General features: G+C 69.2%; 14 protein-coding genes. 3 read left to right on the top strand and 11 right to left on the bottom strand.

From position 1 onward, the window contains the following. Positions 1 to 4 precede the first annotated feature (4 nt). Positions 5 to 1,264 carry an MDR family MFS transporter gene (locus H295_RS0135720; RefSeq protein WP_020140155.1) on the bottom strand — a complete coding sequence of 420 codons (1,260 nt, stop codon included), beginning with the start codon at positions 1,262 to 1,264 and terminating at the stop codon, positions 5 to 7. 152 nt (positions 1,265 to 1,416) lie between these two features. Here H295_RS0135720 and H295_RS0135715 point away from each other — a divergent pair, with 152 nt between their 5' ends. Then, positions 1,417 to 2,178, top strand: a complete 762-nt coding sequence (locus tag H295_RS0135715; RefSeq protein WP_020140154.1) for a phosphoglyceromutase — start codon at positions 1,417 to 1,419, stop codon at positions 2,176 to 2,178. 78 nt (positions 2,179 to 2,256) lie between these two features. Here H295_RS0135715 and H295_RS0135710 read toward each other — a convergent pair whose 3' ends face one another. The 10 genes from H295_RS0135710 to H295_RS0135665 all read right to left on the bottom strand — a co-directional run bounded on the left by H295_RS0135710 (position 2,257) and on the right by H295_RS0135665 (position 11,481). Further along, entirely contained in the window at positions 2,257 to 3,492 is a 1,236-nt protein-coding gene (locus H295_RS0135710) for a tyrosine-type recombinase/integrase (protein ID WP_028810050.1), read from the bottom strand. An 84-nt stretch (positions 3,493 to 3,576) separates the two neighbouring features. Next, on the bottom strand, positions 3,577 to 3,816 hold the full coding sequence (locus H295_RS0135705; RefSeq protein WP_020140152.1) for a helix-turn-helix domain-containing protein: 240 nt from the start codon (positions 3,814 to 3,816) through the stop codon (positions 3,577 to 3,579). Positions 3,817 to 4,249: 433 nt separating this feature from the next. Then, positions 4,250 to 5,725, bottom strand: a complete 1,476-nt coding sequence (locus H295_RS0135700; RefSeq protein WP_020140151.1) for a hypothetical protein — start codon at positions 5,723 to 5,725, stop codon at positions 4,250 to 4,252. A gap of 2 nt (positions 5,726 to 5,727) precedes the next feature. Continuing rightward, positions 5,728 to 6,567 carry a bifunctional DNA primase/polymerase gene (locus H295_RS0135695; protein WP_020140150.1) on the bottom strand — a complete coding sequence of 280 codons (840 nt, stop codon included), beginning with the start codon at positions 6,565 to 6,567 and terminating at the stop codon, positions 5,728 to 5,730. Next, positions 6,564 to 7,289: a DNA cytosine methyltransferase gene (locus tag H295_RS0135690; protein WP_020140149.1), complete on the bottom strand. Its 726-nt coding sequence runs from the start codon at positions 7,287 to 7,289 to the stop codon at positions 6,564 to 6,566. Before H295_RS0135690 ends, H295_RS0135695 begins: the two co-directional genes overlap by 4 nt. Positions 7,290 to 7,380: 91 nt before the next feature. After that, positions 7,381 to 9,222 (bottom strand): helix-turn-helix domain-containing protein, encoded by a 1,842-nt coding sequence (locus H295_RS0135685; protein WP_020140148.1) that lies wholly within the window; start codon positions 9,220 to 9,222, stop codon positions 7,381 to 7,383. Positions 9,223 to 9,576: 354 nt separating this feature from the next. Then, complete coding sequence (locus H295_RS0135680; protein ID WP_020140147.1) at positions 9,577 to 9,888, bottom strand: hypothetical protein; 312 nt, start codon at positions 9,886 to 9,888, stop codon at positions 9,577 to 9,579. Positions 9,889 to 9,908: 20 nt separating this feature from the next. Further along, positions 9,909 to 10,250 (bottom strand): RRQRL motif-containing zinc-binding protein, encoded by a 342-nt coding sequence (locus H295_RS0135675; RefSeq protein WP_020140146.1) that lies wholly within the window; start codon positions 10,248 to 10,250, stop codon positions 9,909 to 9,911. Then, entirely contained in the window at positions 10,250 to 11,227 is a 978-nt protein-coding gene (locus H295_RS0135670) for a hypothetical protein (protein ID WP_020140145.1), read from the bottom strand. The genes H295_RS0135675 and H295_RS0135670 overlap by 1 nt, the downstream gene beginning before the upstream one ends. Beyond that, positions 11,224 to 11,481, bottom strand: coding sequence for a DUF6284 family protein (locus H295_RS0135665; protein WP_020140144.1), 258 nt, complete (start codon positions 11,479 to 11,481; stop codon positions 11,224 to 11,226). The genes H295_RS0135670 and H295_RS0135665 overlap by 4 nt, the downstream gene beginning before the upstream one ends. Before the next feature lie 498 nt (positions 11,482 to 11,979). Between H295_RS0135665 and H295_RS0135660 the strand changes: the two genes are divergently transcribed. After that, positions 11,980 to 12,747, top strand: coding sequence for a GntR family transcriptional regulator (locus H295_RS0135660; RefSeq protein ID WP_020140143.1), 768 nt, complete (start codon positions 11,980 to 11,982; stop codon positions 12,745 to 12,747). Further along, positions 12,744 to 13,313, top strand: coding sequence for a GNAT family N-acetyltransferase (locus tag H295_RS0135655; RefSeq protein WP_020140142.1), 570 nt, complete (start codon positions 12,744 to 12,746; stop codon positions 13,311 to 13,313). Before H295_RS0135660 ends, H295_RS0135655 begins: the two co-directional genes overlap by 4 nt. Positions 13,314 to 13,335 lie beyond the last annotated feature (22 nt).

Raw genomic sequence — 13,335 nt, 5'->3', positions numbered from 1 at the left:
GGGCTCAGGCCGGGGCGGCTTCGGCGGCGGCCGGCTTCTCGGGTACGGCGATCTCGGCGGCCGTCTCCCCGGGCAGGTGCCGCATCAGGGCCGCGTACCCCGCCGCCGCGACCGTCCCGACGACCGCGCACAGCCCCCACAGCCAGGCGGCGCCGTAGCGGTCGATGACGAACCCGGACATCAGGGGCGCGACCAGGGCCGCGAGGGACCAGGACAGGGTGTACATGCCCTGGTAGCGGCCGCGGCCGTGGGCGGGGGAGAGGCGGACGACGAGCCCGGTCTGGGTGGGCGCGTTGATCATCTCGCCGAGCGTCCACACGCACACGGTGAGGGCGAACAGGCCGACGGACCCGGCGAAGGCGGTGAGCCCGAAGCCGTACCCCGCGAGCAGGGACGAGACGACGAGGAGCCGCTTCGGGTCCCGGTGCTGGATGAACCGGGTCACGGGGATCTGGAGGGCGACGATCAGGACCCCGTTGAGGGCGATGGCCAGGCCGTAGTCGGCGGGGGTGAACCCGGCGGCGCCCATCGCGACGGGCAGGCCGATGGAGCCCTGCTGGAAGATCACGGCGACCAGGAAGGACAGCCCGACGACGCTCATGAACCGTCCGTCGCGCAGGACGGCGGCGAGGCGGACGTCGTCGGAGGCCTTCCCGGCGTGCTGGGCGACGGGCCGTGACTCGGGCAGCTTGAGGAAGACGACGACCGCGCAGACGGCGGTCATCCCGGCCTCGACGAGGAAGCCCGCGAGATAGCTGAACTCGGCGATGAACCCGGCGCCCATGGAGGAGACGGCGAAGCCGAGGTTGATGGCCCAGTAGTTGAGCGAGAAGGCCCGCACCCGGTCCTCGGGCCGCACGATGTCGGCCATCATCGCCTGCACGGCGGGCCGGGAGGCGTTGGAGGCCATGCCGACCAGGAAGGCGACGGCGGCGATGGCGACGGGGTGGTGCATGAAGCCGAGCAGCGCGACGGCGGCGGCGGTCGACGCCTGGGCCACGAGCAGGGTGGGCCGCCGGCCCAGCCGGTCGGTCATGACCCCCGCCCCGAGCGAGGACACGACGCCGCCGAGCCCGTGCAGGGAGGCGACGAGACCGGCGTAGGAGGCGGAGTAGCCGCGGTCCAGGGTGAGGTAGAGCGCCATGAAGGTGGCGACGAAGGCGCCGAGCCGGTTGACGAGGGTGCTGGTCCACAGCCACCAGAACTCACGGGGGAGCCCGGAGACGGTCTCGCGGGTGGCGCGTCTCAGGGTGGCGAGCGGCATGGACGGTCCCCCAGGTATGTAAGTGGCTCAGATGGTGAGCACAACTTACGAAGCCGAGGCGACCGGGGCCACTCGATTAACAGATCCCGTCAACCGTCCGCCTGTCGAGCGGGCCCTCCGGGGGAGCGGGAGCGTGGATTACGCTCATAGGCATGGCCGACGCACCGTACAAGCTGATCCTCCTCCGCCACGGCGAGAGCGAGTGGAACGCGAAGAACCTGTTCACCGGCTGGGTGGACGTCAACCTCAACGAGAAGGGCGAGAAGGAGGCAGTCCGCGGCGGCGAGCTCCTGAAGGACGCCGACCTCCTGCCCGACGTGGTCCACACGTCCCTCCAGAAGCGCGCGATCCGCACCGCCCAGCTGGCGCTGGAGTCCGCGGACCGCCACTGGATCCCGGTCCACCGCTCGTGGCGCCTGAACGAGCGCCACTACGGCGCCCTCCAGGGCAAGGACAAGGCGCAGACCCTCGCGGAGTTCGGCGAGGAGCAGTTCATGCTGTGGCGCCGTTCCTACGACACGCCCCCGCCGCCCCTCGAGGACGGCACGGAGTTCTCCCAGTCGGAGGACCCCCGTTACGCCTCCATCCCGCCGGAGCTGCGGCCCCGCACGGAGTGCCTGAAGGACGTCGTCGTCCGCATGCTCCCGTACTGGTACGACGGCATCGTCCCGGACCTCCTGGCCGGCCGCACGGTCCTGGTCGCGGCCCACGGCAACAGCCTCCGCGCCCTGGTCAAGCACCTGGACGGCATCTCGGACGCCGACATCGCGGGCCTCAACATCCCGACGGGCATCCCCCTCTCCTACGAACTCGACGCGTCCTTCAAGCCGGTCACCCCGGGCGGCAAGTACCTCGACCCGGAGGCGGCTGCGGCGGCGATCGAGGCGGTCAAGAACCAGGGCAAGAAGAAGTAGGGTTAGTGATCATGCCCCTGACCTGCGCGGGAAGCGCGGATCAGGGGCATTTTCATGCTCTGGAACCTCCCTGGAACCTCAGCCCTGGGGATCTTGGGGCCGGAGAGCCTTGCCGAGAGCCTTTCGGGCCCGGTCTCGGCTGCTCGGCATGAGGTGCGCGTACACCTTCAGGGTCAGGCCCGGGTCGGAGTGCCCGAGGTACTCAGCGAGTGCCTTGATGCTCTCCCCGGCGTCCAGCAGAACGGACGCGTAGAAGTGCCTCAGCGCGTGCATGCCGTGCTCGCGGGCGGCGGCGTGCTCCCGGCTCTTGGCCCTGGGGATGACTCCGGCCTTGGCAAGAGCGGGCTTCCAGTGGTCCTCGTTCAGGGACGTACGCCAGACATGCCCGCCGTTGGGGCCAGTGAAGATGAGCCGTCGCGTCACTGGCTGGCCGTTGCCCCGCATCCACGGGAGCTTGATCTCCACAGGCGGGAACCGCTTGATGTGCTCCTTCAGGGCTTCCGCCACGGGATCGGGCAGCGGAACGTCACGGAGCTTGCCACCCTTCGGCGGCGCGAACACCGCCTTGCTCAGGCTCAGCTTGAGTTGCTGCACCACGTGCACGGTGCCGCTGTCGAAGTCGATGTCATCGACGGACAGCCCGAGGATCTCCCCTTGCCGCAGGCCGCATCCGGCGCCCACGTCGACCATGGGCCGGAACCGCTCGACCATGGCGGCGCGTACGGCGAAGACGCGCTCAGGCTCCCAAGGGACGACGCGGCGCGAGCCCATGGCCGGCGGGGTCACCGTGCGCGAGTTGCAAGGGTTCCGGCGTAGGCATCCGTCCTCCACAGCGGCGGAGAGCACAGCGCGGACGTTGGAGAAGATGACGCGGGCGTACGAGCCGGACATGCCCGTCTCTTCGAGTTGCGTCACGAACTCCCGAATGTGGCTCGGCTGGAACGACCCGAGCTGACGCGACCCGATGCGAGGGAAGGCGTGCAGCCTGAGCTGAGACTCCATCGACGCACGGGTGTTGGGGTCGCCGCTCTGGCTCGCGAGCCACTTCTCAGCGAACTCCTGGAACGTCGTGCGGGACGCGTTCGGGTCGATGAAGTCGCCGCGGGCCACGTCCGCCTGCAAGGCGCTCAGCCACTGCTCTGCAAGGCGCTTCTGTCCGTCTGGGAAGGACTTGTTCTTTCGTCGCCCGTCGGGGGTGTGGTAGCGGGCTTGGTAACGCATGCCCACGCCATAGCGGTCGGTCTTGACGCGGACGCTCTTGCCGTCGGCGTCGGAGACTGTCTTGATCCAGCGGTCGAAGATGTGGCCTGCCACGGGTTGTAGTCCCTTCTGGAACATGGGGAAGGGAGGGCCACGGGGGCCCTCCCTTGGATGCTTCAGATGTGCGATTGAGCTGCGTCAGACAGCGGTCTGTTCGGCGCACTTGAGGCTGGTCACATAGGCGCCTACGTCGGCGGGGTCGTAGCGGACGTGCTTGCCGATGCGGAAGCCGGGCGGGCCGGTGCGCTTCCTACGCCACTGATAGACGGTCTCTATGGGCACCTCGAACATCCCGGCGATGTCGTCGGGCGTGAGGTACCGGTCTGGGAGGCCGCCCCGAATGGTGGCTCGGGGGTCGGGGTCTGTCGGCTGTGCCATAGGGGCTCCTAGCGGGGAGGGCATGGCCGTGTCTGTCCGAGGTGCGGATTCCTGCGTCATCGCGTCATCAGCGACATACATGCTTCTGACCTGCGGCTTTGCTTGACGCGACCGTCAGGGCCCGCGTCATGCGTGCGGCATGGGCTGCGTCACCGGGTGACGCAGGATGACGCAGGATGACGCAGAGGTCTCCGTCTGCGTCATGTCTGTATTCGCAGGTCAGGGTCCGGTTGGCGTCCTTCGTGACGCAGATGACGCAGCGTCTTCCCTCTTAGGACAAAAGAGGGGGTGTCTGTTGTCGTGCGGTGGCTCTCAAAGCGTGTAGAAGGAGCCGCTACGCGGCGCGACTTGGGCGGCGTTCCGCCGAACAGCAATAGGAGCACGCATGGCCGGTGGTGCTCCTCTTGCTTGTTCAGGCAGCGCGGCGGGCCGGTCAGAACATGCGCCTCGGTTCCTGCGGGGCGGGCGCGGCGGGACGGGTCATTTCGAGGTAGCGGCCCGTGCTGGTGCGCCCGGAGTCGATGAGGACACCCCGGGCGGCCAGGGTGGGCTGTAGGCGCTTCAGACGGTCAGAGAGCACCTTCCCGGTGGTCGGCCACCCCTTCGGCAGAGGACGCATCCCCTCGCCGTTGTAGAGGCCGCTCAGGAGGTGCAGCCACTCCGTGGACGTCATCCTCTGTGCCGCGCCCGGGGAGATGGTGTCGGCGTGACGCAGGACGGTCTGTGCGAGCAGGTCACCTTCGATCACGTCGTCGTTCAGGTCGTCCAGACTGGCCCGGTAGGCGGCGAGGACTCCGAGCCCGGTTGCAGCGTCGAACTGCGCGCAAAGGTGCGCGAAGTCGGCCATCCGCAGATCGGTGGGTGTCTCGGCCTTCGCTGCACGGACCTTGACCGTGAGGTCCAGGAGCGAGCCGAGGACCACGGGCAGCACTTCCGCGTACTCCGCCCACAGCTCAGCTTCGGTGCGCCGCACCCGGGGCCGCTCCAAGCGCAGCGGTAGGAGCCGTTCGGCAAGGTCGGGGCGGATGACGCCGACGTCGATGCCGGTCAGGAGCAGAGGGCGCCGGTAGCCGACGCGGAACACGTCCCCGTCGGTGAACAGGGCGCGCTTGACGTTCTCGGCTCCGGTCACGATGCAGCACATCGCATCCGACAGGTCCGGGGTCATGTGAGACAGGTTGTCCAAGGCCGTGACCCATCCCGCCGACACGGCTGCGATCAGGTTCTCTTCATCCTTGGGGGCCCGGCGCAGGTCTCCGCTCATGCCCTCCACGATCCGGATCAGCATCCGCCCACCGGTGGACTTGCCCGCTCCCTGTGGGCCGGTCAGGAACGGGGCCGGGACGGGCACCGATGGACCGAGGCAGCCGATGAGCCAGGCGATGGCCAGGCACTCGGTCTCGGCGGTGGCGAAGTTGCACAGCCGCATCAGCGCGTCGATGCCCTTGCCGTTGGTGTCCTTGGCCGGCAGGGGAAGTTCCCCGGTGAGCTGGGTGCGCCGCCAGCACACCTCACGGGGGTCCGGGGTGGTGATCTCCCAGCCGGTGGGGTGGATGCGCACCGACTGCCCGTCATCGCGCCCGAGGTCCAACCACGTCGCCCCGTCAAAGCCCGGAGCAACGCGGATGTAGACGGGCTGCACGTCCTCGCTCAGCGCGAGCGCCTCGATCAGGTCCAGCGCCTCTTTCAACGCGCTGCCGTTGAAGACGCCTTTCCCGTCGCGGAACAGTCCCACCATGAGTTCCTGGCGGTGGCTGCCCGTGGTCCCCTGCGAGCGGATCGGACGGGCCACGGGGTGGCCCTTGCGCTGGGCGTAGACGGTGCCGTCGGGGGTGCGGAAGTACCGGAAGTGCGCCTGCGCGTACTCGGTGATGATCTCGCGGGCCGGGGTCTTGTCGTCGTCAGCCATGCTCACAGTCCCAACGTGGTGCGGGCATTGGTCCAGGCGTCTGTGCAGTGCCGGGTGGTTTCGCCCTTGGCCTGCGCGGCGGTGAACAGCCGGGCAATGTGGGCGTCGGTGAGGCAGCCGCACCGGCCGTGCGTGGAGAGCACGGCCAGGAAGGTGCGGTACACGGTCGCGTGGATGGCGCTGCGGGCGTCCGTGATGCGCTGCTCCGCCATGGTGATGCCGCGTTCGAGGTAGGTGGGCGTGCGATGGCGGCACTCCCCGCTCCCGGCCGGCGCGGTCATGGTGATGGCCTGCGGTGCGGGCTGGACCGTGGCGGGCCTGTCCATGACCAGGGCGCGCACGGCATCCGGCAGGGTGGTCATGGTACCGGTGCCGAACCCGAGCCAACGGGCGTAGGCCATGGTCGACTTGATGTCGACGCCGGGCCGGACCGCGTTCGCGGACTGCATCCGACCGAGGTAGAGCCAGTGCTCACCTCGGGTGGTGGGTACGACCTGCGTGGCGGGCAGGGTCACGCGGGCCCACGCGATCGCGTCGGCGTTGTCCAGGTCAACGACCGTCAGGCCCGCCCCGCCCGGGTGGTAGGCGACTGCTTCGGCTTGCAGCCATGCGCGACGCCAGGGCCCGGAGGTGATGACGTTGTGGTCGGTGGTCGCGGCGGCCCAGGCGTGGCAGGGCCCGGGGCAGGTGCATGGCCCGGGTGTCTTCATGTTCGGTCGGCCGCCGCAGGCGTTGTTGGCGCAGCGTCGGCAGTTGCCGAACGGCACCTTTCCCGCCCGCAGGGGCAGGGACGGGATACCGGATGCGGCCAGTTCGAGGGCGGTGTTCAGGTGCTGCCTCATGCCGCCACCCCCATCGCTCGGGTGGCGAGGAAGGCGCGGCCGATGTGCTCGCTGTAGGCGGGCGGGATGGCCTCGGTCAGTTCCTCGCGCACGTCCGTCCAGTCGATTCCGAGCGCGGCTTGCAGCTCGGGCACGGTGGGCTTGCCCCCGCCGTTTCCGTAGGCGGCCACGTACGGGCCGTCGTAGAAGCGGCCGTGCCGGTAGCCGCGCACACGGCCCCGGTGGGGGATGTGGGCGGGTTGCTCGATCGTGCAGCCGCTCACCTCGAAGTTGCGGTGCCGGATGACTCCGAGTCCGTACATTTCCCCGCACAGGGTGAGGTCTTTGCGGATCTCCGCTTGCCCGTTGGGCTGCTCGATGACGTACGGCAGACCCGTCTTGTCGAGGAGATCCCGGGTCGGCGCGACGAGGTCGACGTGCGTGCCGCCCCATCCGCGAGAGCGGTTGGTGCCCACGGTCAGGGTGTTCTTGGCCTGGCAGGGCGGGGAGGCGTGGACGAACGTGAACCGCTCGATCTCGCCGGTGGCGATGAGGCGAGCGAGGTATTCGAGCGCGTCGCCCCGGTGCCAGGTGAAGGGGTAGTGGGGCCGGTCGGCGAGGTCGCAGCCGTGGACGCGGAACCCGGCACGGGCGTAGCCCATGGCGGCACCGCCGGCGCAGGAGAACAAGTCCAGCAGTAAGGGCCGCTGGTCGTCTCGCCGAATGTCGGTGGGTTGGGTCATGCTGGAGGTCTCCAGTTCGTGAGCGTGCTGGATTGGCGGCGGCCCCGGTTCTTGGTCGGATGGGGGCCGCCGTTGTCGTGCGCGGGATTGGTCAGGCCGCCTGGCTGCCGGGCAGGAGCCTGCCGTCAGCGGTCCGGTGCAGGGCGCCAGTGGTCACGAGGGTCTTGATCTCGCGGGAGACGGTGCCCTTGTTGAGGCCGGTCGCGTCGGCCACGTCCTTGGCGGTGTGGGCCCCGGACTGCACGGCGGCCAGCACCTTGTCCCGGTTGCTCACGGCTGCCGACTGCGGGGCCGCGTCCTTGACCAGGTGCAGCGGCGTGCGCGGCTGGCCGCCGGTGGGCTTTGCGGGGGACCAGATCGACTTGGGCAGGGCGCGTACGCCCGCGTCGTCCAGGGTCCAGGTGCGCAGCATGCGCGGCCCGTAGCCCTTGAGATAGCCGTGCCCCCGGTACTCGCGACCGTCGGGGATCTGGTGCGGCGCGTAGTGCGCGCAGTCATCCAGGGCAACCTGCGCCTGAGTCGTGCCGGCCACCCGCAGCGAGAATCGGGTGAGGAGGTTCGGCGCGATCAGCTTGTGCACGCCCGGGGCGCCCCCGTCGGTGAGCGGGTATTGCGTGGCCCACCACAGGACGACACCGCGCGAGCGACCCAGCGAGGACAGCTCGATCAGCCGCTGAAGCCGGTCCTTGTCCTTGCTGATCAGGGCCAGGATGACCTGTCCCTCGTCCACGACGACGGTGAGCTGACGTCCGTCCCACACGCTGATCCCGCGCTTCTTCATGTCGACCTTGCGGCGGGTCATCTCCGCGTGCGCCTCGTCGACCGCGTCGGTGATCTCGTCCTGTTCCACGGCGACGCGGCACACCGCCTCCCAGATGTTGGCCTCTTCGCCCTTGCCGTCGATCAGCAGCAGGTCACCGCGCAGGTGGGCGGTGGCCATGAGCGGACGGAACGACCACGACTTGCCGGTACCGGAAGCGCCGGACACCAGCAGTCGCTCATCGAAGGGGACCAGGACCTCGTCCCCGGTCTCGGTGTCCAGAGCGAGGCTCATCGTCAGCGGGTCGGACGGGATGCGCTCCGGGGTCCACTGTGAGGAGACGCCCGCGGCTGCCGACCGGGTCGCCAGCGAGAGGACGGCCCACCCACCGCGCGAGGCGGACGTGATCCGTATGCGCAGCGCGGTGCGCGCACCCAGCAGGGCACGGACCGAATCGGCCTTGTCCGCGAGCGTCTTGACGGTCCACTGACCGTCCAGGCGGATCTCACAGCGGATACCGCCCGGCTCGATCGCCGGGGGCGTGGTGACCGTGCCCGCAAGGCCACGGTCGGGGGCGTGCTCGACCCAGTACGACGGGTCGAGCCGCTCCATGAGCTGACGCTCTTCCAGCGACAGCGAGGCATCCACCGGCACCCGCAGCTTGCGGCGCCCGAGCGCGAGCGCGGCCACGTTCGCCCCGATCAGCACAGCCGACGTCGCAGCAGGCCACACCGTGACGTGCGCGGTCGACATCAGCGCGGACGCGACAGCGCTCGGCACGGCGTGCACCGAATGCGCCTGCACGGCCCGGGCCTTGAGCGTGCTCGGGTAGTTCACCCGCGCGGCCTTGAGCTTGGCGCGCGTGTCGCGCTCGTGCTTCAAGGCTGCCTTGGTCGCCACGCGGGCGGCGCGGCGGCCGGCCGCGAACGGATTGTTCGACGCGGCCCGCGCAGAGAGCTGCTGGGACTTGGCGGTGGCGTGGGTGGAGCGCGCGGAGTTGTGCTCCTTCTGCGCGGCCATCAGCGCCTTCAAGTGCTCCGGGGTGCGCAGCTTGTCGCGCCGCTCCGCCTCAAGGTCCCAGCGGGCCGCGAACGGCACGCACACCGGGGCGAGAGCATCGAGCGCCGCAGTGGTGGTGTTGGTGGTGGTCGACCATGCTTGTTTCCAGTCCACGAAAGGGTCCCTTCAAGACCGTGGATGAGGGCCGGTGCGCCGTTGCGTGGCGTCACCGGCCCGTCGGGTTGCAGTGGGAGGCGCGGTCGGTTGCGTCGACAGCGCCGGTTGAACCCCTGCAACCGCATCTGACCTGCGATGTTGCAGAGTTGAGCAGTGGGAGGGGTGGAGGCCCTACGCGCACGCGCGCGTGGAGAGCCGGAAAATCGGGCCGTGCAACCCCCTCACGGCGCCCTGAACGGCCCTTCACGGGCCCGGGGTTCTCACCCCACACGCGAGGGGGGTTCGAGGCTCTGCGGGCCGTCTACGGCTCCCGCCCGTTCGAGGGCGAGCCAGGAGGCCGTAGACGGATGCTCAACTGCTCTTCGAGCGGGTGAGCTTGAGGGTGATACCGCCGACGCCGACGGGCCCGGCAGTCTGCGCGATGACGGTGGCCGTGTGGGCTGCGGCATCCATCAGCGCGCACAGGGCCGCGACCAGTCCCCAGCAGCCCATGGCGGCTGCTCCCGCGATGACGAGGGGGAACAGGTAGTGCCGCAGGGGCCGTCCGCTCGGGTCAGTGGTGTGGACGACGATGACGACGGGCTGACCGGTGGCTTCCGCGCGGCGGTAGGTGTCGGCGGGAACGTGCGGGGCGATGATCCCCGGCAGGTCACGGTGTGCCATCAGGGCTTCCTCCCTCAGGATCAGCGGGGACTCGCGCAGGGCACACAGGCACCGAGCGAGGTGGGGATGACGTATCCGGCGTCGCGCCGGCACGTGGGGCAGATGCGGCGGGCGCGGTTGGCCCGGGCAAGCGCGGCCCACCGGCCCGGTGTCATCGGCCGGACGGGCTTCGCGCAGTCGATGCGGTAGAGGTAGGCGACCAGCGGGCCACGCCTGCGGCGGGGACGCTGGACTTCGGCGACCACGTCCTGACCGCCCGGGCGCAACCCCATCGCGCGGAGCTGCCTGCGGGTGGCCAGACCCTCAGGAGCGAACCGCCACCGGTACACAGGCAGCGAGCCACCAACCGGAGCCATGGTCATCAGCGGGCCGTTCCGGCGAAGTCAACGGGAACCCCGTTGACGGGCCCGCGCAGTTCGGCGTAGCGGGTCGACACCCAGCCGACCGACCAGCCGCACAGCTCCGCCGCCTGACGCACCGACAGACCCTCGGCCTGCGCGGCCGCCACGATGGCGCGCGCGTCATCCTCCGGGAGCTTGTCCGCGACCGGGCCACCGGACAGCAGCGCGGCGCGTTCACGGCGCTCCTGCTCGACACGCTCACGCCGCTCGCGTTCGGCGCGTTCGGCAGCCTCCCGTTCACGGCGTTCACGCTCCGCCCGAAGCTGTTCACGCTCGCGCTCCTGGCGTTCACGCTCCTCGCGCTCAGCACGCTCGCGGGCCTGCTCACGCTCGCGTTCCTCGCGCCGTACGGCGGCCTCCCGCTCAGCCTGTTCACGGACCATGCGGGCCTCATGCTCACGCTGTTCACGAGCCAGCGCCGCCGCGTGCTCGCGCTCCTCGCGGGCCCGCCGCGCGGCATCCTCACGCCGCTCGATCGCGGCCCGTTCACGGGCTTCCCGCTCGGCTTGCTGCTTGGCCTCCAGCTCCAGCACAGCGGCGGTGATCGCGCGCCGATAAGCAAGCCCAGTCTCCGCCGTGACGATCAGCAGCAGCGGCGCGACCGCGTGCACAGCCACGCCCACCAGGTCGTTCTTCAAGGCGGAGTCGGCGACATTGAGAGCGAGCGTCATGCAGCCTGTCATCCACCGCAGCCCGATCGGCCACCGTCCACCGTGGCCCCCGAGCCGGGCGAGCACCGCGTCCAGACGGACCACGATGACCACGGCCGCATCCACCACGAGGGGCAGGATGGGCGCGGTCCAGGCCCACCGATCGGGCGTGTGCGCGGCGGCGAGCGGAGTGACGGTGAGGATCGAATAGAGCATCGCGCCCGCCACGATCAGCCACGTCCCGACGCTCAGCGCGCGCTCGGCTGAACGGATCTGAACAGCGTTCATGCGGCGCCACCCCGGTGGACGTCCGTCGCCTGGTTCGCCAGCGCGGCCAGCAGCCGACGGCGGGCCCGTCGGATACGCCGCACGTCCAGCTCCGTGGGGGTGCGGTCGAGGGTGATGATCTGCGCGTCCAACAGGTCGACGTCCGCGAGGATCGCGGGCATCTCCTGCTCGATCGCGTCCAGCTCCGCGTCCGTCGGCTCCATGAAGTCGGCGAACGCGGTAACAGCGTCCTGAACAGTAGCGATGTGGTCCATTGGGTCGTGTTCTCCCTCGCAGGTGGAACGGCCCGAACAGCGGCCCCGGTGTTCGAGCACCGGGGCCGCGCGCCGTTGAAGTCGGAACATCCGGCTCCCCTCAGCGCCGCTCGTACGAGACGAGCAGCGGAGGCAACCGGCCGCAGCCTTTGAGCTGCGAAAAGGTCGGATTGCGCTGTACTCGCACGCGGGTACAGAACGCGCGCACGCCGCCCCCTTGCTTGCAGAGGTGGGGCGGTCTACCTCAGGCGCTCTGTTCACTTCTCAAAGAACGGTCGCTACCGACGGATGCGGTAACCCCTGGTCAGAGGGGCTCCCGTCTTCACGGGACCCGTCGGGCGCTGTCAGTGCAGGCAGGCACACTTGGGGGTGTTGCACCACCTGCTCAGCTTGTTGGTACAAGCTGATGCAGTGATGCTGCACCGACGGACAGTGATGCGTCAAGGGGTTAGGGGCTGCATGTACCAACAAGTTGCGCGAGTGCGTCATGATGGGGTTATGAACAAGCAGCCGAAGTACCGGCAGGTGGCCGACGTCCTGCGCCGCGAGATCGTCAACGGCATCCATGCGCCTGGATCGCGGCTGCCCTCTGAGAACGACCTACAGCAGCGCTTCGACGCGTCGCGCAACACGATCCGCAACGGGCTGAGTCTGCTGGTCAGTGAGGGGCTGATCTCGTCCAGTCAGGGACTGGGGTACGAGGTCAAGTCGCACGAGGTGTTCGAGCTCAACGCGTCCCGCTTCGAGAACCTGACGTTTCCGCAGAACGGCGACGCGTACAACACGGACGTGACGAACGCGGGGCGCAGACCACACCAGACGTTCCGTGTCGAGATGCTGCCGGCGTCGCAAGAGATCGCTGAGCGCCTCAAGGTCGAGGCGAGTACGAAGACGGTATTGCGGTTTTGTCATCGCTACGTGGATGACGTTCCGTGGTCCACGCAGGCCACCTACTATCCGTCATGGCTGGTCGACGCGTCGCCGCGACTTGCTGAGCCCGGAGACATCGAAGAGGGCACAACGCGGTACCTGGCTGCTCAAGGCATTGAGCAGGTTGGGTACTTCGACGAGATCGCGGCCCGAATGCCCACCCCGGAGGAGGCGCGGCTCTTGGAGATCGGAGCGGGTGTTCCGGTGATGCTCTGGACGCGGACGGGCTACTCAGTAGACCGTCCTATCCGGTGCACCATCACGACGTTCCGGGGCGACCTGAACCGGATGAACTACGAGATCGGCAACCTAGCCGCCCGGAGCGAAGACACGTGATCATCACCCCCGCAGAGCCGCACGACGTATCCAAGCTGTTGGCCTTCCGTGAGGAGGCCGCAGCTTGGCTGCGCGGTCTCGGGTCTGATCAGTGGAGTCGTCCGTACCCGGCTGACAAGTTGCTGGCCACGATCGAAGCGGGCACCGTGTTCATGCTCCGCGACGGGCACACTACTGCCGGCACCATCACCCTGACCCCAGACGCCGAAGACGGGCTGTGGACTGACGAGGAACTGGCCGAACCGGCGATGTTCGTCAACAAGCTCACTGTGGCGCGGGAGTACGCCGGACAGAACATCGGTGGTCGGCTGCTCGACTGGGCAGGTGAACGTGCGTACCGGGCGGGCGCCCGTTGGGTTCGGCTGGACGCTTGGACGACGAATGAGGCGCTCCAGCGGTACTACATCGCCCAAGGCTTCACACACGTCCGCACGGTCCGGGAGGGCAGTGCGGTGAACGGCGGACCGCGTGTCTCCGGGTGGCTTGCGCAGCGAGCCGCACGGCCGGCAGACCATGGATTCACGGACTGTACGCCCGCGCCCGCGCGACTCCCGTTCGCGGCCTAAACAGGAGTCGCACGGCTGCCCG

The organism is Streptomyces sp. 351MFTsu5.1 (genome assembly GCF_000383655.1).
In the GTDB taxonomy this organism is placed as follows: Bacteria; Actinomycetota; Actinomycetes; order Streptomycetales; family Streptomycetaceae; genus Streptomyces; species Streptomyces griseorubiginosus.
Note: the sequence above shows the minus strand (reverse complement) of the source record. Positions and strands in the feature narration are given on the sequence as shown.

Bases quoted from the DNA above. Each gene is read 5' to 3' on its own strand.
- H295_RS0135680 (WP_020140147.1), bottom strand. From the start codon at position 9,888: ATGGCACACCGTGACCTGCCGGGGATCATCGCCCCGCACGTTCCCGCC.
- H295_RS0135700 (WP_020140151.1), bottom strand. From the start codon at position 5,725: ATGGCTGACGACGACAAGACCCCGGCCCGCGAGATCATCACCGAGTAC.
- H295_RS0135705 (WP_020140152.1), bottom strand. From the start codon at position 3,816: ATGGCACAGCCGACAGACCCCGACCCCCGAGCCACCATTCGGGGCGGC.
- H295_RS0135670 (WP_020140145.1), bottom strand. From the start codon at position 11,227: ATGAACGCTGTTCAGATCCGTTCAGCCGAGCGCGCGCTGAGCGTCGGG.
- H295_RS0135695 (WP_020140150.1), bottom strand. From the start codon at position 6,567: ATGAGGCAGCACCTGAACACCGCCCTCGAACTGGCCGCATCCGGTATC.
- H295_RS0135660 (WP_020140143.1), top strand. From the start codon at position 11,980: ATGAACAAGCAGCCGAAGTACCGGCAGGTGGCCGACGTCCTGCGCCGC.
- H295_RS0135665 (WP_020140144.1), bottom strand. From the start codon at position 11,481: ATGGACCACATCGCTACTGTTCAGGACGCTGTTACCGCGTTCGCCGAC.
- H295_RS0135715 (WP_020140154.1), top strand. From the start codon at position 1,417: ATGGCCGACGCACCGTACAAGCTGATCCTCCTCCGCCACGGCGAGAGC.
- H295_RS0135675 (WP_020140146.1), bottom strand. From the start codon at position 10,250: ATGACCATGGCTCCGGTTGGTGGCTCGCTGCCTGTGTACCGGTGGCGG.
- H295_RS0135720 (WP_020140155.1), bottom strand. From the start codon at position 1,264: ATGCCGCTCGCCACCCTGAGACGCGCCACCCGCGAGACCGTCTCCGGG.
- H295_RS0135690 (WP_020140149.1), bottom strand. From the start codon at position 7,289: ATGACCCAACCCACCGACATTCGGCGAGACGACCAGCGGCCCTTACTG.